Source organism: Clostridium sp. UBA2485, assembly GCF_002341865.1.
Taxonomy (GTDB): Bacteria; Bacillota; Clostridia; order Clostridiales; family Clostridiaceae; genus Clostridium_J.
In genome coordinates, this window is the sequence record NZ_DDOV01000042.1 from 18,253 (window position 1) to 40,062 (window position 21,810).

21 protein-coding genes and 1 CRISPR repeat array are annotated in these 21,810 nt (G+C 27.0%); of the genes, 10 read left to right on the forward strand and 11 right to left on the reverse strand.

Annotation, left to right across the window (positions count from 1 at the left end; all coding sequences use genetic code 11):
• Positions 1-279: 279 nt before the first annotated feature.
• The gene (locus tag B3603_RS07810) at positions 280-1,227 is read right to left on the reverse strand and encodes an alpha/beta fold hydrolase (protein ID WP_291562885.1); all 948 of its coding nucleotides are present in this window, start codon (positions 1,225-1,227) and stop codon (positions 280-282) included.
• Positions 1,214-1,870 (reverse strand): TetR/AcrR family transcriptional regulator, encoded by a 657-nt coding sequence (locus B3603_RS07815; RefSeq protein WP_291562888.1) that lies wholly within the window; start codon positions 1,868-1,870, stop codon positions 1,214-1,216. Before B3603_RS07815 ends, B3603_RS07810 begins: the two co-directional genes overlap by 14 nt.
• Positions 1,871-2,784: 914 nt before the next feature.
• Here B3603_RS07815 and B3603_RS07820 point away from each other — a divergent pair.
• Positions 2,785-3,252, forward strand: coding sequence for a pyridoxamine 5'-phosphate oxidase family protein (locus B3603_RS07820; protein WP_291562891.1), 468 nt, complete (start codon positions 2,785-2,787; stop codon positions 3,250-3,252).
• Positions 3,253-3,439: 187 nt separating this feature from the next.
• On the opposite strand, the gene B3603_RS07825 is transcribed toward B3603_RS07820, so the two are convergent.
• The 5 genes from B3603_RS07825 to B3603_RS07845 all read right to left on the reverse strand — a co-directional run bounded on the left by B3603_RS07825 (position 3,440) and on the right by B3603_RS07845 (position 7,520).
• Positions 3,440-3,745 carry a hypothetical protein gene (locus tag B3603_RS07825; RefSeq protein ID WP_291562894.1) on the reverse strand — a complete coding sequence of 102 codons (306 nt, stop codon included), beginning with the start codon at positions 3,743-3,745 and terminating at the stop codon, positions 3,440-3,442.
• 76 nt (positions 3,746-3,821) lie between these two features.
• Positions 3,822-4,631: an aminoglycoside N(3)-acetyltransferase gene (locus B3603_RS07830; protein WP_291562897.1), complete on the reverse strand. Its 810-nt coding sequence runs from the start codon at positions 4,629-4,631 to the stop codon at positions 3,822-3,824.
• A 15-nt stretch (positions 4,632-4,646) separates the two neighbouring features.
• Positions 4,647-4,829 carry a hypothetical protein gene (locus B3603_RS07835; RefSeq protein ID WP_291562900.1) on the reverse strand — a complete coding sequence of 61 codons (183 nt, stop codon included), beginning with the start codon at positions 4,827-4,829 and terminating at the stop codon, positions 4,647-4,649.
• A gap of 1,032 nt (positions 4,830-5,861) precedes the next feature.
• Positions 5,862-6,245: a hypothetical protein gene (locus tag B3603_RS07840; protein WP_291562903.1), complete on the reverse strand. Its 384-nt coding sequence runs from the start codon at positions 6,243-6,245 to the stop codon at positions 5,862-5,864.
• Positions 6,246-6,767: 522 nt separating this feature from the next.
• Positions 6,768-7,520, reverse strand: coding sequence for a GTP pyrophosphokinase (locus B3603_RS07845; RefSeq protein ID WP_291562906.1), 753 nt, complete (start codon positions 7,518-7,520; stop codon positions 6,768-6,770).
• A 147-nt stretch (positions 7,521-7,667) separates the two neighbouring features.
• Here B3603_RS07845 and B3603_RS07850 point away from each other — a divergent pair, with 147 nt between their 5' ends.
• Complete coding sequence (locus tag B3603_RS07850) at positions 7,668-8,609, forward strand: DUF2225 domain-containing protein (RefSeq protein WP_291562909.1); 942 nt, start codon at positions 7,668-7,670, stop codon at positions 8,607-8,609.
• A gap of 113 nt (positions 8,610-8,722) precedes the next feature.
• Here the strand turns inward: B3603_RS07850 and B3603_RS07855 are convergent, their stop codons facing one another.
• Both B3603_RS07855 and B3603_RS07860 read right to left on the reverse strand, forming a co-directional pair.
• Positions 8,723-9,412, reverse strand: a complete 690-nt coding sequence (locus tag B3603_RS07855) for a metallophosphoesterase (protein ID WP_291562912.1) — start codon at positions 9,410-9,412, stop codon at positions 8,723-8,725.
• Positions 9,413-9,418: 6 nt separating this feature from the next.
• Positions 9,419-9,685, reverse strand: a complete 267-nt coding sequence (locus B3603_RS07860) for an EscU/YscU/HrcU family type III secretion system export apparatus switch protein (RefSeq protein WP_039633949.1) — start codon at positions 9,683-9,685, stop codon at positions 9,419-9,421.
• Between the two features lie 272 nt (positions 9,686-9,957).
• Here B3603_RS07860 and B3603_RS07865 point away from each other — a divergent pair, with 272 nt between their 5' ends.
• Both B3603_RS07865 and B3603_RS07870 read left to right on the forward strand, forming a co-directional pair.
• Entirely contained in the window at positions 9,958-10,719 is a 762-nt protein-coding gene (locus B3603_RS07865; RefSeq protein WP_291562917.1) for an ABC transporter ATP-binding protein, read from the forward strand.
• Complete coding sequence (locus B3603_RS07870) at positions 10,706-12,613, forward strand: FtsX-like permease family protein (RefSeq protein ID WP_291562920.1); 1,908 nt, start codon at positions 10,706-10,708, stop codon at positions 12,611-12,613. Before B3603_RS07865 ends, B3603_RS07870 begins: the two co-directional genes overlap by 14 nt.
• Before the next feature lie 218 nt (positions 12,614-12,831).
• Here the strand turns inward: B3603_RS07870 and B3603_RS07875 are convergent, their stop codons facing one another.
• Positions 12,832-13,293: an NUDIX hydrolase gene (locus B3603_RS07875; protein ID WP_291562923.1), complete on the reverse strand. Its 462-nt coding sequence runs from the start codon at positions 13,291-13,293 to the stop codon at positions 12,832-12,834.
• A gap of 514 nt (positions 13,294-13,807) precedes the next feature.
• Here B3603_RS07875 and B3603_RS07880 point away from each other — a divergent pair.
• The 3 genes from B3603_RS07880 (at position 13,808) to B3603_RS07890 (ending at position 15,939) form a co-directional block, all read left to right on the forward strand.
• Positions 13,808-14,485: a DUF6033 family protein gene (locus tag B3603_RS07880; RefSeq protein ID WP_291562926.1), complete on the forward strand. Its 678-nt coding sequence runs from the start codon at positions 13,808-13,810 to the stop codon at positions 14,483-14,485.
• 148 nt (positions 14,486-14,633) lie between these two features.
• The gene (locus B3603_RS07885) at positions 14,634-15,065 is read left to right on the forward strand and encodes a hypothetical protein (protein ID WP_291562928.1); all 432 of its coding nucleotides are present in this window, start codon (positions 14,634-14,636) and stop codon (positions 15,063-15,065) included.
• A 151-nt stretch (positions 15,066-15,216) separates the two neighbouring features.
• A complete protein-coding gene (locus B3603_RS07890) occupies positions 15,217-15,939 on the forward strand; it encodes a hypothetical protein (RefSeq protein ID WP_291562931.1) in 723 nt (240 codons plus the stop codon).
• A 138-nt stretch (positions 15,940-16,077) separates the two neighbouring features.
• Here B3603_RS07890 and B3603_RS07895 read toward each other — a convergent pair whose 3' ends face one another.
• Complete coding sequence (locus B3603_RS07895; RefSeq protein ID WP_291562934.1) at positions 16,078-16,899, reverse strand: YwqG family protein; 822 nt, start codon at positions 16,897-16,899, stop codon at positions 16,078-16,080.
• A gap of 650 nt (positions 16,900-17,549) precedes the next feature.
• On the opposite strand from B3603_RS07895, the gene B3603_RS07900 reads away from it, so the two are divergent.
• The 3 genes from B3603_RS07900 (at position 17,550) to B3603_RS07910 (ending at position 21,574) form a co-directional block, all read left to right on the forward strand.
• Entirely contained in the window at positions 17,550-19,382 is a 1,833-nt protein-coding gene (locus B3603_RS07900; RefSeq protein ID WP_291562937.1) for a DUF6398 domain-containing protein, read from the forward strand.
• Between the two features lie 276 nt (positions 19,383-19,658).
• A CRISPR array of direct repeats spans positions 19,659-20,088; the repeat unit is 30 nt; unit sequence GTTGAACCTTAACATAAGATGTATTTAAAT.
• An 89-nt stretch (positions 20,089-20,177) separates the two neighbouring features.
• Positions 20,178-20,513 carry an antibiotic biosynthesis monooxygenase family protein gene (locus B3603_RS07905; RefSeq protein ID WP_291562939.1) on the forward strand — a complete coding sequence of 112 codons (336 nt, stop codon included), beginning with the start codon at positions 20,178-20,180 and terminating at the stop codon, positions 20,511-20,513.
• Positions 20,514-20,650: 137 nt separating this feature from the next.
• Positions 20,651-21,574, forward strand: coding sequence for a hypothetical protein (locus B3603_RS07910; protein ID WP_291562942.1), 924 nt, complete (start codon positions 20,651-20,653; stop codon positions 21,572-21,574).
• Positions 21,575-21,810 lie beyond the last annotated feature (236 nt).

The following is a 21,810-nucleotide window of genomic DNA, read 5'->3' on the forward strand; positions in this document are numbered from 1 at the left end:
GTGATTTTGTATCAGCAATACAGGATACAAAAGAATTAAAAAATATTTTTACAAGGCACACTTGTTGAGGGCAATGAGTCATAAAAGATTACATCAAATGAATACTGAGTGAAATTATCGGTTTTCTTAAAATAAAAAAAGAACTTATTGCAACTCACATTTATGAATTGACAATAAGTTCTCTATAAGTATACTGTTTTATTTGAGTTAGTAGCCAAAAAATTATCGGCACTTCTTATTCTTATTCTTATTCTTATTCTTATTCTTAGCTTTTTACTATTAATCTAAAAATTTCCTTAGTTCTTCTGCGATTTCTTTAGATTGTGAGTGGTGAAGGTAGTGGTTTCCAGGCAATTCAACGATCTTACCCTTAACCGATTTTTCAATTTGCTTTTGGTGAAGTTCAAGCCATCCTTCTGGATTTGTTTCATTTTCCGCAACAAACAATAATAAAGGAAGTTCTTTTGGAAACGACAGTTTTTTTGCAGAATTAAAACTCTGCCCTATTAACTTCAGTTCATTTCGCACGGTCTTATTTCCCATATTTTTCATGGTAATCATGCGCAATTGATCAGAAGACTCTTCATTCATATTTTCACCCATGAAGCTTTCAGGATTCAATTTTACTATCAATCTGAATATTCCTGATTTTTGCACGAAGTTGATTAATCTATCATCAAAACCTGGCCAAGGTTGGTTCGGAACACTTGAATCAATCCCAACAAAAGCTTTGACACCCTCTGGAAAAGTATTGACATAGTTCAACCCATAAATGCCTGCAATTGAGTGACCCATCAAAATAAAGGAGTCTATATTTAATTGTTTAACAACATCATGAATCTCCTCAACCATATTTTCTGCTGTTCGCTCACGCTCCGTTTGCCCGCTTAATCCATAGCCAAAGGGTTCGATAACAACCACACGATAATCACTTTTAAGTTCATCAATCAGCGGCTTGAAATCAATACTTGGACTTGCCGTGCCATAGCCTGTTAAAAGAACAATTGTTTCTTCGCCCTTACCTTCAATAAGTACGTTCATCGTGCCATCAAAAACCTCTAATTTCTGTCCATAATCTACAATTTTCTTAGACTCACTTCGTAAACTTAAACGGTGAGCTGTAAAGATTCCACCCAATGCTAAGGCTATTATCAGTACAAGTGCAAGAGCACTTATCTTTAGGATATGCAGAATTTGTTTAATACCACTTTTTTTATTTTCGTTCATTTTCTGCCTCCTCTTTCTTTATTTCACTAATAATTTTTTCTATAATTTCATCGCTTAGTACATCAACTCCTATACCATCGAAGACATATTTCGCTGCATAAACTTTATCCCAAAAAGTATCTATAGTGTTGGGAAATAAAGATACCATAAACCAAGTATTTAATAATAGGACAATAATCTCTGAAATCTGCTTTGGGAACTTCACATCAAGTGATCCATCCCTGTTTCCTTCGTCTATGTATAATTCAACTTGGGGTGATAGGACCTCGTTGCTATTAATCATACGCATCATGAAAAGTTTTGGATTATTAAATAAAGGAAATGCCATCTCAAATGAAGCTCTAACATCTTTATTAATTAGCGTTTCCATTAGTAAATGTTGAATTTTTTCTAAGCCATTTAGATCTTGGCGCTTACTAATTGCCTCTATATACTCTGAGCCTGGAACAAGTCGCTTTACAACTCCATCAATAATCTCTTCTTTTGATCTAAAGTGGTGGTAAATCGCTCCACGCGACAAGCCATCTAATTCGTTGACAATATCTTGGATGGTCGTTTTCTCATAACCTTTTTCTACAAACAGCCGCGTCGATGCATCTAAAATATCTCTAATTGTGTCTTCAGTACTATACCTTTTACTCATTACTCAGCTCTCCTCCTAACAAACATTTAGTCGGTATGTTCTAGACTACACTCCATTTCAATTTATGTAAACAAACTTAATCACTTATCATAAATTTCTAGTTTCTTCTGGGTTAAAAGATAATTTCCTTAATGGTTCTATTCTCTAACCCTGTTTTTAGTGCTGTCTCCTAAGACATTCTTTAATCCTCCTTTAATCTTTTTCCGAAAAAAACATTCATTCGGTATGTTTTATATTACACTCTATTTTACTTTATGTCAACAAATTAAATCACTTGTTGTAAAATTCCTTCTCGCTTAAAAGATAGTTGCTTAATGGTTCTATTCTCTAGCCGACATTCACAATGATATCCGTAATTTTTTCGGCATAGTTATTGAACTAATAGAATCACCACCTATGCAAAAGATTACCTTACCTCGTAAGAAATAGGAAAAAGAAGCAATAAAATTCTATACTAAAGAAGAATTAAAAGAGCTTTTGACACATCTTTCGCTTTCTAAAAACGATAAAATTAAGACTTTCTTTCCAGTGATCGCTTTTACTAGTATGAGAAAGTCAGAGGTTCTAAGCTTCCACAGGAACCACAAATGATTTACATACTGGTGAGAAGTTCGTCAGTTATATCAAGTTTTAATTTTTACAAGGCACATCTCTTTCATTTCAAAACAAAAAAGCCCACAAACATCACTCATCACAGCATTTGCAGATTTCAATTTTTCTCCCCCACAGCCCCTTCCATTCTATACTATTAATTTATTTTATCATTAACTCAAAGTTTTAATTGATAATTACATAGAGTTCTACAGTATATAATGTGAAACTTACAATATATTTATATATTACATATAATTAAAAGATATGTTAATATAAAACTAATCTTATTTAAATAATTAAAAGATGTGGAGGTATTTTCAATGTTTAAAGAGATGATAAAGATTAGCAAGGCAATGGACAATAAAGATATATTTGCACTATTAGAAAGAGGACAAGAAGGCACTTTAGGTACTATAGGTGAAACTGGTTATCCTTACTGTACAACTTTAAATTATGTATACTACAATGATGCTATTTATTTTCATTGTGCTCCTGTAGGACATAAACTTGATAATATAAATTTTAATAATAAAGTATGTTTTTCAATTGTTGATAATATTGAAGTTTTATCTAAAACATTCAATACTAAATTTGAAAATGTAATAATCTTTGGAAAGGCTGAAAATATTGAAGAAGAAAAAGAAAAAAAGGCTGTATTACTAAAATTTATTGAAAAATATTCTTCTGATTTTATGGAAGAAGGAAAAAAATATATAGATAAAGCTTTTTCTAAAGCTAACATTATAAAAATTAGTATAGATCATATAACAGGAAAATGTAAAAAGTAAATTATTTTTAAAGGCAAATGTAGATTTCTAATCTGAATATTTGATCTATTCAGACTAGAAATCTCTTTAATAGAAACTATTAGCAAATTGTATAAATTCAAGCTTTATTTTAATCTTTTATAAGATATTGAAGATATCAATGTTTTATTTAATAGTCCTAAAAGAATAGTATTTTCTTTTACATGCCTTATTCTAAATATCTTTTAGGTAAAGCTATTTTTTTAAGCCTAACTATAATAAAAAATATTATTCTATCTATAAAAATAATTGTAAGGATAAATAAAAAGCTTATAGTATATTTTTCATAAAAATAAGCAGCAGCAATACAATATATTGCAGTTATAAACTTCCATAAGAATTGAATTCTTAAAAAGCTCTTCATATCTTTAATGTGATACCAATTATTCCTGTTATCTACTCTTTCATTATTTATAAAACCATAAATTATTAAAAACATGGCATAAATAATACAAATTATAGATAGTACATTCATAGAATACGCCTCCGAAATTATTGATTCTATGATTATTATATGTAGATGCTAAATAAGCTTCTACTTTAATAAATTCTTACTCCCCCTTATTTTTCTTAAACCATTCTGTTGCAAAATCTACTGCTGTTTTTTGATGAAATAATTTACTCTCAGCTTGTCCTACCAATCCTCTACTCACATTATGCTTTTTCTCAAATTCTAAGCCTATAGAATTAAAATCTTCGCTATCTAAATCAATATCCCTAAAAGTCTTCCAAACTCTCTTACCATTTTCTAAAATAGGTGCAGCTAATTCTGTATACATTCTTACATTAGATTTATATTCACTTAAGTGAAAAGAGGTATTATTCTCATAAGGTACTCCTAGCAGTAGTACATATCCATTTATATTATAAACTTTTCCTAGAGGTGATGTCTCTCCTAGTGAATCCTCTAAATTATGAACCCCTATAATATCTTCTGAATCCTTACCCCAGGCAGTAAAAGAAGCCTGTGGATGATCACTCCTTAACACATTAGGAAAACTTCTAAAAGCTTCTGCAATTCTTCCCATTCCTCTTGTAGGGGTTATATGTTTATCAAAGGCAGGCATAGTTTCTCTAATTATTTCATACCATTGTTCAGGTACAGGAGGATTTCCCCAATAGCAAGGTTCTGAGTAATCTCCTGTTTGAGCTGGCATAATAATGTTGCCTTCCACTGTAATTATATCCATAAGTGATTTTATTACTGATACAGCCCCTCCACAAACCCAGCCTATAGAACTTAAAGAGGAATGTACAATAACAGTCATTCCTTTTTTAAGTCCCAATGCGGTTAAATCTTTTTTTAGGCTTTCTATAGTGTTTATAGTATTGGTATTTTCTATTATAATTCCCTCTCTCATTTCTTCTACCTTCCCTTATTTAAAATCCTCTGGAAAATCTACAGTAAAATCAAAAACTGTACCACAATCAGTACAAACATTAGCATAAAGTTTTGATCCTAATGCAAAAATTTTGTCCATAGGTTCTAATAATATAGTTTTGCTTGCAACTCTTTTAATTTCAGTAGAATTACATTTAGGACACTTTAGTTCTTCCACAATATATTCCCCCTTTAATCCATTAACTACTTATTCTTTTAATATCCATTAAATCCTTTTTAACATAATAGTTTATTTATAGCTATATTCTTTTTACTGATTTCTTTAAGAATTTTTATTGAAAGAATATATTTTTATTTTTTTTAAATAATTTTTTATTCATTTCTCTAAAATTTCTATCTATAATATAATTAATTAATGTGTTGAGTAGGTTCTTATAAATAGAGAAAATAATACTTATAGCTTGTATATTTCCTTAGCCAATTTATTATTAATTTTTTAATATTTAATTCTTATATGTGTATTTAGTGTATTTTCGAATTTTTAAAAAGGTATCCTAACTATATATATTCAATTGCTCATGATAGTATCCAGCATTTGTATAATAATAGCTTCTAAAAATTTAAAGAAAATCGTTAAATCTATAAATTCAACGATATTGTTGGAGTTTTAAATATTAAGACTTCAAGCTGGATTTTCTTTATAATAATAGGTTTCACTTGTATAATATTAAATGACTTTTTTAAAGTAGCTATTGAAGTTAAAGAGGAAAATGATTTAACAGTGTAAATTTTAGTGAAATATGATGATTTTATGAATTATGAAATTATATTTTTTTCAAATAAGAAATAATTATCTATAGAAAATTTAAAAGAAAATACTCTTCAAATAATATAAATTAAATAAATTCTTTAGATGTAAAAATAGATATTTAGAGATGTTAACGGTTCATTTAAATTTGTCCACAAATTCTTTTAAATATAAATTATAAGCATTTCAATAAATGTAAGGTCACTTTAAAAGAGATTTATTATAATAATTAAAATTTTAAGAATTTCTTTTAAAGTGACCAATTTCCATATTATTTAGAAACAAAAATACCAGAGGTTGCTCTCTGGTTCTACTTCGCTTAATTAGCATATACTAACTTTTATTTTAGTTAAAATACATATAAGTAAAACGATATATATATCATAGCAATCTATTTAATCAGTTACTTAGGCTAAAATATCTTAATAAAACATACATATTTTATTTTTTCTGTAAAAAAACATCTATTAGCTCGATATCTCTTAAATCTTTTTCTCTTCCCAGTTTTATCTTATGTTTTCTTATGCTTTCTAAACTTCCTACAGGAAGATCATTAATTAATTCCACATTATCTACGTTCCATTCTTCAAAAACCTCTAATCCTTCATTTACCCTTATTACTCTTGAACTATCTTTTAAAACTACTGGTTTATATCCATTTTTAATTAAGTTTTCAAATAAAAACTTGCTACATCCTAAGTCAATATCTCTAGTTTCGGTTTTCACTCCGTGCATAACTAATGACGCACCTGCTAAAACCCAATAATGCTCCTTAGGAAAATTTAATTCTTCTAATATCCCCATAATATCTTCTCTTTTTAACATATATCCTCCTTATATTAAAAATATATTACATTTAAATTTAATCTATATATTTATATAATCTTATTATTGAATTATTAGAATTTTGCCTTATACAATACGAATTAACAATTGGCAATGGAAAATTATTGATACTTCTCTTTTATAAGAGAAGTTTTTAATTGATTTCTTTTTGAAGTGACCTAGTCACTTCTTATAAAGTACTAACAATTGTATTTCTATTAAAAAATCTATTAAAGAAATTAGTTTTAATTAAACTAATTTCCACCATAATTGTCAATTGTCCATTTTCAGTTCTCCATTAACTAAAGTTGCCAATGAAATATTTAATGGCATAAATATTAGTTATATATTAACTTTTTATGTAATATATCTATATATACTATAATTATAGATAATTATGATAAAATTAAAAAATTCTTATTAGGAATAGTTGTAATCTACTAGTTAATACTTATTAAGTCATCCTAATTATATAAAATATCCTATAATATAAATACAAAGCATAACACCAATATATCGGTCTTATGCTTTGTATTTATCTAACGTCTTTTTTGTAGCCTCTAATAGACTACTAAGTTCAAATACTTCACCTTCTTCTAAAAGCTTATTTAACTGTTCAGTATATCTTGAAGCCTCTAAAAGTTTTCCTAAAGATGAAAGTGTTAAAATATTTTCAACTATGTCTGTAACCAGGCTAGATTTCACCTCAAATAATTTCTGAGCATCTTTAATTTCATCTTTTATCTCAAGCATTTGTTCATCTAATTGAAAGGCTGCATCTGCCGCAGTTTTTAATTTCATTCTTACATCCTTAGGTATATCGTGTTTATATTTATAATTTAAAGNNATTTGAAACTCTGCTAAAATTTCTGTTTGTCCATCAGCCATATTTACTGGATATTTTATAATCATATGATAGCTTCTATAACCACTTGTCTTAACATTAGTTACATAATCTTTCTCATAGATTATTTGCATATCCTTTCTTTGTCTAATTAAATTAACAACCTTTTCTATATCATCAACAAACTGGCACATAATTCTTATACCAGCTATATCTTCCATTTCATATTCTATTCTATCTAATGGTATGTTAAATTTATTTGCTTTTTCTAAAATACTAGATACTTCCTTAACTCTTGCAGTTACAAATTCTATTGGAGAATATTCATTTTTTCTTCTAAGTTCTCTTCTAATACTTCTAAATTTAACTTTAAGTTCTTCTACTGCCTGTTCATAAGGAATTAAAAATTTTTTCCATTCTCTTATTGCCATATGTAAGTCACCCTTCACAAATATTAAATTGTTACGAAATATATATTAGATTATATATATAATATAATGTTATTATAGAAAAATATCAATGATTTAGATATAATATTGTATTTATTGTTTATTTAGCGGTTTATGGAGGATTTTATTATGAAAAATATTTTTTCTGGATTAGAGGATCTAGGATTTGAAGAGATAGAGAATCTTCAAATATATAAGGTAGAAAAAAGCACAGACAAAAAAGAAGAAGTTGAAAATAATTTATATGAATCTTTACTTTATCATAAGACTATAGACTGTCCTGTATGTAATTATAAATTTAAACAACTTGCACTTAAAAGTACTTCTTATAGAATGATTTCAAAAGACTCAGATTTTTTTATAAGATATGATCTTATAAATCCTTATTTTTATGATGTTTATATTTGTGAAAGCTGTGGGTATTCAGCTTTAAAATCTGACTTCTATAAAATAATGACTGTTCAAAAAGATTTAATACTTAAAAATGTAACTTTAAAATTTAAACCAAGAACTTATCCTGATAAATATACATTAGAAATTGCTATAGAAAGATATAAAATGGCACTATTAAATGCAGTTTTTATGGATGCTAAACCTAGTCAGAAGGCTATGATTTGTTTGAAACTATCATGGATGTATAGATTAGGTAATTCAGACTATCATAATGAAATGGAACGAACCTTTTTAAGCTTTGCATTAAAAGGCTTTAACGATGCCTATTACAACGAGACTTTACCTTTATATGGCATGGATAAATTTGTTATGATGTATCTAATAGGTGAATTAAATAGAAGATTGCTAAATTATAATACAGCTCTTGTATGGTTTAGCCAAGTATTAACTGCCCCTAATGTAAAGCAAAGTTTAAAAGAATTAGTCAGAACTCAAAGAGACCTAATTAGAGAAGCAGAAATTATTAAAGCTAAGCTTGAAAAAACTAGTGATATCCTTGATGATAATTTTAACTTTGATAGTAAAGATGAAAAAGACCATATTCAAGAAGTAAATAATAAAGAAGATAAATCTAAAGGAATCTTTTCAAAAATCTTTAATTCTAAAAATCGTGATTAGCTAATCACCACTTTTAAAATTAAAGATGTGAATGAAAAATTGATGTTATTATTCACAATTTTTCATTCACAATTTATATATTTATAACCTGTATGTTATAAATATATAAATTTTTATGGTAGTATTAATTTTGGTGAAAAATCTATATAATCGCAAGAAGTTAATATATAATCTACACCATTTTTAATCCCTTCAAAGGCATAATTTAAAGCATTACCATGAATATGCCCATAAATAACCTTCTCTACCCCATATTCATTTAATATTTCAGTAAATCCATTTTCTTCTTCAATACTATTTACTGGTGGGTAATGAAGCATAACTATAAGTTTTTCATAACCAGCTTTTTTAGCACTATCTAAAGATAATCTAAGTCTTATAAGTTCTCTTTCATAAATTTTTTTGTCATGAGCAGTAAATTTAGAACTTATTGGAGTAATCCATCCTCTACTGCCACAAATTCCATAATCCTCATAAGTAAAAAAATTATTTTGTATAAAATCCATATTATTATAAAGAGAATTAAGCTTTGTTATACTAGTCCACCAATAATCATGGTTTCCTCTTACTAATATTTTTCTTCCTGGAAGTCTATTTATAAAGTCTAAATCTTCCTTACCTTCTTCCATCCTCATAGACCAAGAAATGTCTCCTGCAATTAAAACCGTATCTTCTACCTTAATGGTTTCTAGCCAATTATTTTTTATTTTTTCATCATGTTTATACCATTTATCTCCAAAAACATCCATAGGCTTATCTCCAGTAGATGCTAAATGGAAATCAGATATAGCATATAATGCCAATATTTATCACCTGCTCTTCATCCTATTGTCAATATCCATAACATATGCAATGACCTTTGCTACCACGTCATAAAGCTCTAAAGGGATTTCATCTCCTACGTCTACATTAGTAAGAAGATTTGCCAACTCTTCATTTTCAACTATAGGAACTTCATTTTCCTCTGCTTTTTCTAGAATTTTATCTGCGATATGCCCCATGCCTGCTGCAGTAACCTTAGGTGCAGTAGCTCCATAATCATATTTTACTGCAGCAGCTTTTTTTACATTTTTCATTTTACCACACCTTTATAAAATAGTTAATTAATATGTATAACTAAAATATTTTAAAATTTAATTGGTTTTGTAGCGGCGAACATTGTTCGCCACTACAATCAGACAATTGACAATTATAGTGAAAATTAATTTCTCTAAATAAATTTTTTAATAGAAATGGCTGTGCCACATGAAAAAAATAAATTCAAAACTTCTCTTATAAAAGAGAAGTATCAATAATTGTTCATTGTCAATAGTCAATTCTCAATTGTGTATATTTGGAGGTATTAAAAATGAATTCAGTATTAAAAATTCAGGGATTAACTAAGACCTATGGAATAAAAGGTTTTACTACTGTTGCGCTAGATAATATTGATATGGAAGTTAAAAAAGGAGATTTTTTAGGTGTGATGGGACCTTCTGGGGCGGGAAAAACAACTCTATTAAATCTTATGTCAACTATAGACAAGCCAACCGAGGGGCAGATAATTATTGATGGGGTAGACATTGCTAAATTAAGGAATAAGGAATTATCTAAATTAAGAAAAGATAAGATAGGTTTTATTTTTCAAGATTTTAATCTTTTAGATAATATGACATTGAGAGATAACATAGCACTTCCTTTAGCACTATCAAGAAAAAATCATAAAGAAATAGAAAAGAAGGTTTTAGAGATTGCAGATTTTTTCGGCTTAAATGATCATTTGGAAAAATATCCTTATCAGCTATCAGGTGGACAAAAGCAAAGGGGAGCAGCAAGAGCACTTATAACTTCTCCAAGTATAATCTTTGCTGATGAACCAACAGGAGCATTAGACACTAAATCCTCCTTAGATCTTTTAAATTGTTTATCAAAATTAAATGAAAAAACTAATTCTACTATTATAATGGTTACTCATGATGCCTTTGCTGCTAGCTTTTGTAAAAAGGTTTTATTAATAAAAGATGGTAAGACTTATTCAAGATTAGATAGAAATGAATCAAGAAAGGAATACTATGGAAGAATATTAGAATTGCTTGCTTCTTTAGGAGGTGGAGATAATGAACTCTTTTAAGATGGCATTAAGAAATTGTAAAAATAATATTAGAGTATATTATTTTCATCTTATAGCAATGACAATTTCTGTAGCAATTTTATTTAACTTTCAGAGTCTACGATATGGTGAAACTATAAAAAACTTTGACAAGGTGGGAGAAGGTTATTGTGCTATAATGCTAAAGACTATAACTGTTATGTTAATAGTATTCCTTGTATTTTTTATTTGGTTTTCTACCAACATATTTTTAAAGCAAAGAAAAAAGGAAATTGGAATATATGCTTTTATGGGAATTGATAATCACCAAATAGGAAGTATATTCTTTTTTGAAACTTTACTTTTAGGTTTATTTTCAATACTCTTAGGAATAATAATTGGAATTTTTTCTACTAAATTGTTTCAAATGATTGTAATTAAGGCATCTGGTTTTCAGGTAGAAAGTAAATTTGATATAACTTTTAATTCTATAGGTAGTACAATATTAATTTTTTTAGCTATATTTTTATTTATGTCTTTAAAGGGCTTTATAAATATAGCAAGATGTAAGCTTATAGATTTATTTAATGCTACAAAAAAAGAGGATAAGATGCCTAAAATAGGTGTTCTAATCTATATTATAGCAGTAATTTCTGTAATTATTATTATATTAGGATACAGAAATGCTTATTTAGCAGCAGATAATTTTAATAAAACATTAAATGCATTAATATTAATAATTTTAGGTACCTATGGTTTACTTGGAGCAGTATTACCAGTAGCTTTAAAACATCTTATAAGAAGAAAAAGTTTTTTTTATAAGGGAGTAAATGTAATAAGTATAAGTAATATTGCTTATAGGATAAGAACAAATTATAAAACCTATGCTACAGTAGTAATTTTAATAGCAGCTACTATTACTGCTTTAGGAACAGCTATAACTATGAACTATACCTATAAAAGTCGTATAGAGAATAAATATATATATACTTTTTCTTATGCTTCCTTAAAAGATATAAATGAAAAGCCTATAAAAAATATAATAGAAAAAAGTAATCACAAAATTATAAAAGAAGTGAGCCTAAGATTACTTTATTCAGATAATATAGATGGTTATAACAAATATGGATTGATTTCCTTTGTTAAGTATTCAGATTTTATAAGAGTTTTAAAAGAGCTTGGAAATTATGAGTTAGTTAATAGTATGAATTGGAATCTAACAGAAGAAAATCGTTGCATTTATGTTCAAAAGGCAGGAACCTTAATAACTTTAAGTTCAGGAGAAAAAACGGATGAATTTATAGTAAATGATAAGAAATTTTCAGTAAGTGAAAAAATTAAGATTCCTTTTCTTGGCGGAATATACCAATCAGATTTATTGATAATAAATGATAGAACTTATAGTGAATTAGAAAGGGAATTAAAGAAAATAAATTTTTATGGAATAAAGGCAGATAATCAAGAAAATACAAAAGTATTAACAAAAGAATTAGAAAGTATGGCAGATAAAGATAGAAATAATTCAATACATTATTTTTATTTAGACCAAAAGGATAGTGATAATTGGGTTAAATTTGTATATGTTATAGGATGCTTTTTAGCTTTAGTATTTGCTGTAGCTACTGGTAGTATAGTGTACTTTAAAATCTTTGATGATGCAAACAATGATAAGGAAAAATACAAAATATTAATTAAGTTAGGAATAGATGATAGTGATATAGCTACTTCAGTAAATAAGCAAATTTCAATATTTTTTATATTAACTTTAACCTTAGGAATACTTCACAGTATATTTGCTATAAGAATTCTAAGTAAAATGCTTTTTGTAAATTTAATAAAACCTTTTATAATAACTGTTTTAATCTTTATAGTTATATACTTAATTTTCTTTGCCATAGCTAAAAGAAATTTTATTAGAGTTATAAGAGATGAATAAATGCTTAGACTAGGCTTTCTTTAAATTTTCATAAAAATGATAAATAGGCTTACCTTTGGGTGAACCTATTTATTTTCTATTATGTTGAAATAGAGGAGCTACTTCATATAAATACTAGTAATATATTGCTAGTAAAAAGTAGCTTAAAAGCTAATTCGTAAAGAATTAATTTCAAATATAATTATGAATTTTGTATTGTGGACTGTGAATTAAAATATTTAAGTATTGTATATTTGAAGAAATCTATCAATCATTTTTTTATGACTTTTCACTATGTTTTCGGGTAAATTATCAAGGCTTATAAAACTAAATCCAAGAGATTCACTTTTATCTATTTTAAGGTCACCACTTATTTCTTCAGTATAGTATGCAATGGTAACAGCATAAAACTCATCACCATTAGGAACCTTTACTAAACTTTCTGGACCTGAGAATACATCTATTAATTTTACCTTTCCAACAGTTAGACCAGTTTCTTCTAATACTTCTCTCCTTGCTGTATCTTCCGTAGATTCTCCAAGTTCCATTAATCCACCAGGTATTCCCCACATTCCATAGGAAGTTGTTTTTCGTTTTTGTAACAATATTCTATTTCTATTATCTATAATTATCACAACTGCTCCTACTAAAATAAGAGGCCTATGACCAACTATACTTCTCAATTCTTCTACGTAATTCATTTCTTTTCACCTCGTGTTTTTATATAATTTAATTATATAACAGTATTCTATTAGTTAGTATTATATTATAAATTATTTATATACTCTATCTAACTTATATATTTAAAATGAGAAGTTTATTTAGTGTAGGGACGAATAGCGTTAACACAAAATTTTCATTATTAGATATTAGATAGATAGTTAATATTTCAGTAAGTAGCATTTAAAAAACTATCCTAAAATTGATAAATATATTATTGATGGAAATCATATTTATGATAATCATAATGGCACTAGATATTGGTATAAGAACTGGAGAACAATGTTTGCTACTACGATACTGCGAATAATGAAGTATATGAGAAAATATTTTACAGAACAAATTGTTTTTTTAGTTTGATAAAAATCATATTTTTTATATAACGTGGCAGATTTTTTATAAAGGCAGGTAAAATTTAAATTTAAAAGATATTAAGTGTATAGAGATTTTTATCGATATATACAGTATATATTATGGAAATTTGGAGGGAGTATATTGAGTTTATCTGCACTTAATAATTGGAATTATAAGTTATTTAATACGCTACAGAACCAGTCTTTACAAGAAAATATTGCTATGAGGGAAAATAATAATCATAACAATTTTAATGACATAATGTTAAGAATTGAATCATCTAGTATTGACCATTCACTCATGAAGAAATATGGTTTGTCTGTGGCTATTCAGTCTGTGCCTAAAAATGAAGAGGAAATGGAAAGACTGATTCGAAATGGAAATTTAAGCGATATAACCATAGCACCTAATATTATTGAAAAAATGAAAACTAATTCAAAAATAAAGGCAAATGTGGAGAAAAGTATTGAATTATATTTAAATCGAGAAATACCAAGTTTAAAATCACTTGAATCTCTAGGAGTTACAGTGCTAACCTCTGGAGTTATTATTCATGAGGATGGAACAACAACAGTTTGGAGTGCATCTGAAACTTCACAGGAGGAAAAGGAAAAAGGGAAAAAAATTCAGGAAGAGAAACAAAAGGAGAGAGAAGCAGAAAGGTTAAGACTTGAGGCAACTTATAAAGGAAAATATTCAACAAATATTTTGTTGCAAAGTATGTTATCTATGGATACACATATAAATTTCTCTTTAGATGAGTCTTTTGTTAATTCTTTGCCTGCATTAGAACTGAAAGTAAGAAGAACTATTTTATAATAATTTATAAGAAGATAATTTTAAATATAATATTAAACCTCTTTACATAAAGTTATGATAAAATAGCTCTGTAGAGAGGTTTTTATAAAATAAGCCTAAATAATGATTGTTTTATTATCTACATTAATTAATTTTAAGGAGAGATTATATGAATTTTAAAGAGATTATTGATAATTATGCCTATGATGAAATAGATAATATATTTGATATATCCGTTGATGATATTAGTTCTCTTTGTAATGAAAGTTCATTTTATAAAAACAATGTATTTTATTTATTACAGCATAAATTTTTTCAATTTGAAAAAATGAATAAGAAAAAAGAGCTTGCATATGTCAGCCATCTAGTATCATTTCATCTTTTTATAATTTTAACTCCAGTATTAGCAGATGAACTTGCATTTTCTTATGCAGAGAAATCACTAGAATTTGATTCGGAAAATGTTAATTATAAAGAATGGATATTATTTTTTAATGATAAATTAGAAGAGAAATTATTATATAAATATGCTGAGGATGTACTTGAAGTTGATAAAGGTAGCGTACTAGCTAAAAGAGTGTTAGGGATTTCGATTGACTAAAAGTGGTGCTTAAATAATATAGAATCGTAAATTTTACTTTTAAAAATAACTAAAATTATAAAAGAAAAATAAAAATTATAAAAGTTCATTACTATAAATAAAAAAATAGTATAGCAATTTAATAATATATTGGTTTAATAGAGGTGATAGAGTGGAGGTTTATAGAGCTAAAGATAGTGACCGTAGATATTTAAAATATGAAAAAAGTTTTTTATATTCTACAGCAATTATAGCAGCTGAAGAAGGCAAGATTAAAGCAGTTTTAGAGTATGAAATAAAAAGTTTAGAATATGCGAAGTTAGTAAATTTTCAAATCATAGAAAACTGTGATGAAAGCTTAGCCTTTAAAAAGTTAATAGAGGAGATTATGTACTGGAATCCTTATTTAAGTAAGATTATATATAATGATGAGAAATATAAAATAAGAGAAGAAATTTTAAAAGATGGTGGTTTTATTAAGAATAAAAACTGGGCAAAAATTATAGATAATGGTATAGAAGTTTTTAAAGTTAATATAAAAGATATAAAGCCAGAACAGTTAACAGTTGATAAAGTAAAGTTAGAACGAGTAAATTCATGGATAAGCTGTCCAGAGGATGTTGTTGTCACTTGCATTAACATAGATGATAGAATAGTTTCAATAGATGGACATTCTAGATTGGTTTCAGCATTTTTAAAAGGATTTTCTTATGTATATGGATATTACGAAATAGATAATGTGGACTTAAAATTTTTTAAAACCTGTATTAATTGGTGTGAAGAAAAGGGGATTTTTTCTGTTGAAGATTTAACTAAAAGGGTAGTAAGTCCTAAAGAACATGAAGAAATTTGGATTAAACGTTGTCGTGAATACTTTAAAGATAAGGAAAAATAAGTTATATTTAGAGGGATTTTTATTATAGAAATCTGCAATAAATTAGTTATATATAAATAATAAATGAAGGGAAATATTAAATTACCCTTTCATTTATTACACTATAACTTAATTAAATAATATGTTTAATTAAGTTAATTAGCAGCAATCCCAATTATACATTACTTTTGAGAAATCTAGACTTTTTAAATTTTCTTCACTTATAAAGAAGTTAGCAATACCACTGTCTCCAAACATTAATTCTGAGTTTTCATCACTTTCCATATCTAATTGAAGTAATAAAGTATCAAAATCTTCATATCCTTTATAATTTGCTCTTGGATCCCATTGAGTGAAATTTGGATATCCACCTATTCTAGAATAGGCTTCATCAAGCTCTTCATAATATCTTTCTAATAAGGACTCATATTTACCGTCTTCTATGTTATCAAAATCACAGTTTTTATATACTTCCTCGAATTTATAGTCATTGGCAGTTATAAACATTTTTTCTAAGCTAAAATTCATTTTCATTTCTCCTGTTAAAGGAAGATATTCATCTTCTTTTAATTCTTCTAAGAAGGAAAAATCTTTAACTAAATTCCTTTCATCCTTAATAACATCAGCTATGTAGATAATTTTAAAATTATCTTGTTCAAGGAGTCCAGGATATTCTATGTTATCAAAGTTTGCACCATAAAAATCATCGGAAAATATAAAGAATTGTAATATCCCTTTCTTTGGATAAGGTTCTATATGAGGAACTTCCTCAAAATTAATTTGAGATAGTAATCTTAAATGCTCTCCTTTAGAATTTTTAGGGTATTGTGATCCTATCTCTAAATAAGGGTTTCCACCTATCTTACTTTCCCAAGGTTTAGTTGATTGCTCTTTTACGTCTATAGTTATAGTTGATTTTAATGTACTTTGTATAACATCTTTAAATTCATTAAATTCTTTTGATAACTGTATATTTTTCATATAAAATTCCCACCTTATTTTATTATTTATAAGATATACTTCAATTTAAAATAGTATCAAATTTTAACAATAATAACAATAATTCTAACCTGTTTAAAAACTAGTTGTTCTACAACTCAGTAACTTAAGTAAAATAGGTTTTAAAATTTCTATTTTTTTATTTACACTACATATAAATTACATAAAATTTTCCAGCCTCTTTATAAAAAATAATATTGTTAACTCATTGAAAACTAAAGGTTTATTATAGATTTTTTATCAATTTTTCTAAAAACACAAAGTGGTTGGTAAAATTTTAAGAAAATCCTTTAACTTCAATGGTTCTAATGATATCATAAAAATAGAAGATGGCTTGAATTCAATGGTTGAACCTTAACATAGGATGTATTTAAATGCCATTTCTACAATCCATTTTCCCATTGTTTCTTGTTGAACCTTAACGTAAGATGTACTTAAATTCTTTTTCGAGCTGGATAATATAAGAGTGTTTTAATTGAAGTCTAAAAAAATTCTTTAAATGAAGTAGCTATATTTAAAGAACTTATTATCTTTTTTAACTAAAATTTGATAATATTAAAATAGCTTTTGTTAATAATATTGATATATCATTTTATTATAAAATGTAGAAAATTTTTGAGTAGGTGAATGTATTGAAAGGTAAATGTTATTTTTGTGGCAAAGAAGTTACTAGTGGTGGAGGAGCTAATCATATTAAAAATTGTAAAAAGCGATTAGAAGTAGTAGAAGAAAATAAAAAAATAGATGGTAAACATGTAGATAAATTTATATTGTTACTTAAGGATAAATACAAAAAAGATTTTTGGATGTACATATCTGTAGAGAAAAGTGCTAAGTTGAAAGATTTAGATAATTTTATAAGAGATGTATGGGTAGAATGTTGTGGACATTTAAGTTGTTTTAACATAAAAAATAAGATATATGGTGAAGGTAAAACAAATGATGATATTTGGAATTCTTATGATGGTAATATGAATAAAAAATTAAAAGACTTAGTACAAATTAAAAATATTTTTGAATATGAATATGATTTTGGATCAACTACATATATAACAATAAAAGTTATAGATGAATTTGTAGACATAAAAACTAAAAATATTATAGAAATATTAGCTAGAAATAATGAACCGATTGTTCAATGTGATGAATGTGGGAAAAAGGCTAAATATGACTTTGAAGATGCTTATGAAGGTGTTACAAAATATTTGTGTGACGAATGTATAAAAAATTATAATCGAAGCAATGAGAATTATGTTGAAGAAATAGAATATGCTAATTCTCCAAGGTTTGGAGTTTGTGATTATGATTGTGAAAAAGAAGATGAAAAGCCTTATTTACCTCTGATGGAGATTAGAAGTAAAAATATAAAGAAACCAAAAGAAGATACTCAAAAGCATGAAGAAATTAAGGAGCTCTTAGTGAATTTTTGTGATGAATTAGAAAATCAAGAATTGAAATCTATGTGTATAAAATTATTTGGAGCTCTTAAAGCTGAAGAATGGCAGCAGTTAGATAGAGGGAAAAGTAATACTATAGCAGCAGGAATTGTTCATGCCATATTAAATGTAAACAGGGTGTTTTCAAATATGATGTTATTAGAGGAAGGTGCTATAGATATAAGAGTAAAGGATATAGCAGATTACTTTAATGTCAGTGAAGGAACAGTATCAAAGAAATCGCGAGATATTAGAGTATTTATGGAGATGGAAGAGGGAGACGAAGAGTGGAAAGTAGAAAGTATATATAAATATGGCATATTTGAAAAGACACTTAAGAATTATAATTTAGCTGAAGATTTTCAAGAATTGATTGAAAATTTTATGGAGACGGATAATGAAAATTTGCAGCTATTTAACGATATATATTCTGATATAGAAAATAATAATTATAAAGAAGCTGAGAGAAAATTAAAAGAGCTTTTAATTTATGAAGAAGATAAATTAGGAGAAAAATTTATAAAAGAGAATAAAGGTAATTTTTGGTTAATGCCAGAAACTAGAGAATATATGGAGATGAGAGTTGACTATGCAGATGTTTTATGGCTTTCTAGGAAAAGAAATGAGTCCTTAGAAGTAGATAAGGGAACTTTAGAACTAAATCCTAATGATAATCAAGGGGTTAGAGATTGGGCAATATTCAAAGCAGTAAATTTAAGAGATTTTGACTATGCAAAAAAACTTTTCAAAGATTATGAGGAAGATAGAGGGGCAACTATGCTTTTAGGAAAAATACTATATAATTATAGTTTAGGGGATATGAAAAAAGCTAAAGAAAACGCAGAATCATTAAAGGATCATAATCCATATATAAAAGATTACATAATTGAGAAAAAAAGAATTCCACTAGAAGAACCATTTTTCTATGGATACGGAGACGAAAATGAAGCAATAATTGCTATGACATATGCAAAGGATGCTATAAATGAAACACTAGGATTTAAAAAATGGGTTAAAGAAAATATGTAAAATAGACTCCTATTAGCATATTGAGAATTCAAAGCCTAGGAAGAGATGTTAATCTAAAAAGATAGCAAGTGGTAATTTTTATTATATATGAAGATTAATTTTCCCAACCATCTTAAAAATTAAAGTTCCCTTAACCTATTGAAAATTCAAGGCTTAAGGGAAGTTTTTTATTATTTTTTTAAAAAACATAAAATGGTTGGGAAAATTTTAGATAAGCCTTTTATTTTCAATGGTTTTAATGATATCATAAAAATAAAGAATGGCTTGAATCCAGTGGTTGAACCTTAACATAAGATGTATTTAAATGATTGAGAATTATTCTTCTAACAATTCTTCTATAGTAGTTGAACCTTAACATAAGATGTATTTAAATAAGTTTCTATTATTTCCATCTCCGAATATTACGGCATAGTTGAACCTTAACATAAGATGTATTTAAATACATATATTAAACATTCCTTCTTGTTATACTTTTTTGTTGAACCTTAACATAAGATGTATTTAAATGATAATGAACCATTTTAGAAAGTTCTTAGGAGTAGCTGTTGAACCTTAACATAAGATGTATTTAAATACACTAACCCATCTGTAGCGAATTGATAGCTATCTAGTTGAACTTTAACATAAGATGTATTTAAATATTAAAAGTTATTAGTGAAATAGCATTACTTCCAATGTTGAACCTTAACATAGGATGTATTTAAATAGTTATTTTAATGGACAATTGTAATCTATTACGCTACAATTATTGAACATATTATAAATATATTAATTTTCAATGGGAGGTTATTTTATATGAGCAAAATAGTGAAAACACCTAAACCGCCTTATTATGCAGTTATTTTTACATCTATAAGAACTTTAGATGATAATGGATATGGAGAAGTAGCTGATGAGCTAGTTAATATTGTTTCTAAACAAAAGGGCTTTTTAGGAGCAGAAAGTGTCAGAGATGAAGAAGGATTTGGGACAACAATATCATATTGGGATTCTTTAGAGAGTATTAATGAGTGGAAATGCAATGTTTCGCACATGAAAGCAAAGGAAATGGGAAAGAAAATGTGGTATTCAAAATATATGATACGAATTTGTAAGGTAGAAAATGATAATTATTTTGATAGTACTTTTTAGTTCATATACTTTTTAAAGTGTGAATTAAGAGAACTCTTTTTAAGAGTTCTCTTATAATATTCTATATTATTAACACTATTCTTTAACATAGCCTTAATTTTAAATATGATAAATAAAAATTATGGGGGAATTTTTAAATGAAAAAGTTAAGTAAAGAGTCTTTCAGAGGTGTTTCTGAAAACATGAAAAAGTATGCTCGACCATTAGAGGCAGCAATCTTTGACCTTTATTTTCATAATGGGGATGTGGAAAAGGTATTATGTGAGTTGAAGAAATTTCAAAATGAAGATGGTGGATTTGGACATGGAGTAGAGTCAGATATAAGATTACCATATTCTTCTCCAATGGCAACATCTGTAGGGCTTAGGCATTTATCAAAAATAGATAGCCTTGAAGAAGCAAGAGAAATGATAAAAAAAGCAATAAGTTATTTAGAGTATTCATACGATAAAGAAAGAAATGGATGGTTTTCAGTTTCAAAGGAAGTGAATAATTTTCCTCATGCTCCTTGGTGGCATTATAACGAAGAAGAGAATATGACAATAATAGATAAAAATTGGGGAAATCCTTCAGCTGAAATAATTGCATGTTTATATAAATATAGAGAATATGTAAAAACTTTAAAAGTAGATGATTTAATAGAGTTTGCAATAAAGCATATTGAAGATAAAGAGAATTTTAATTCAGAACATGAAATTTTTTGTTATATTGAATTATACGAAGTTTTACCTATAGAACTAAAACAAAGGCTGGAAAAAAGAATATCAATAGCTATAGAACAGGTAATTATATATGATGAAAGAAAGTGGCAGGAGTATATACCAAAACCATTAGATTTCGTTGAAAGTCCTAGAAATTGTAAGTTTGAAATAAAAGAGTCTAAAATAGAAAATAATTTAGACTTTATAATTAAAGAATTAGAAGGGGAAGAAAAAATAAATCCATCTTGGGGAGAAAGTATATATATTGATGAGCTAAAACCAGCTTATAATGAATGGATAGGAGCGATTACTTTAAATAGTTTGATAACTTTAAATAACTATGAAAGAATAGAGAAGTAGAAAAAGCTAACTAGCATAAATCGAGTTTTTATATTGTATTACTATAGATAAATTGCCTTCAAACTTAATGTATACTCTGGGTATTTTAGTTCACAATTCACAATGCAAAATGCACAATTAATGTGGAAATTATTTTTAACAAAAATAATTCCTTTAGCAGTATAGCTCGGCACAATACTAATAAATTTAACTAATACTATGGATAGGCTACATTTGCTAGTGTTTTATTGTAGTGG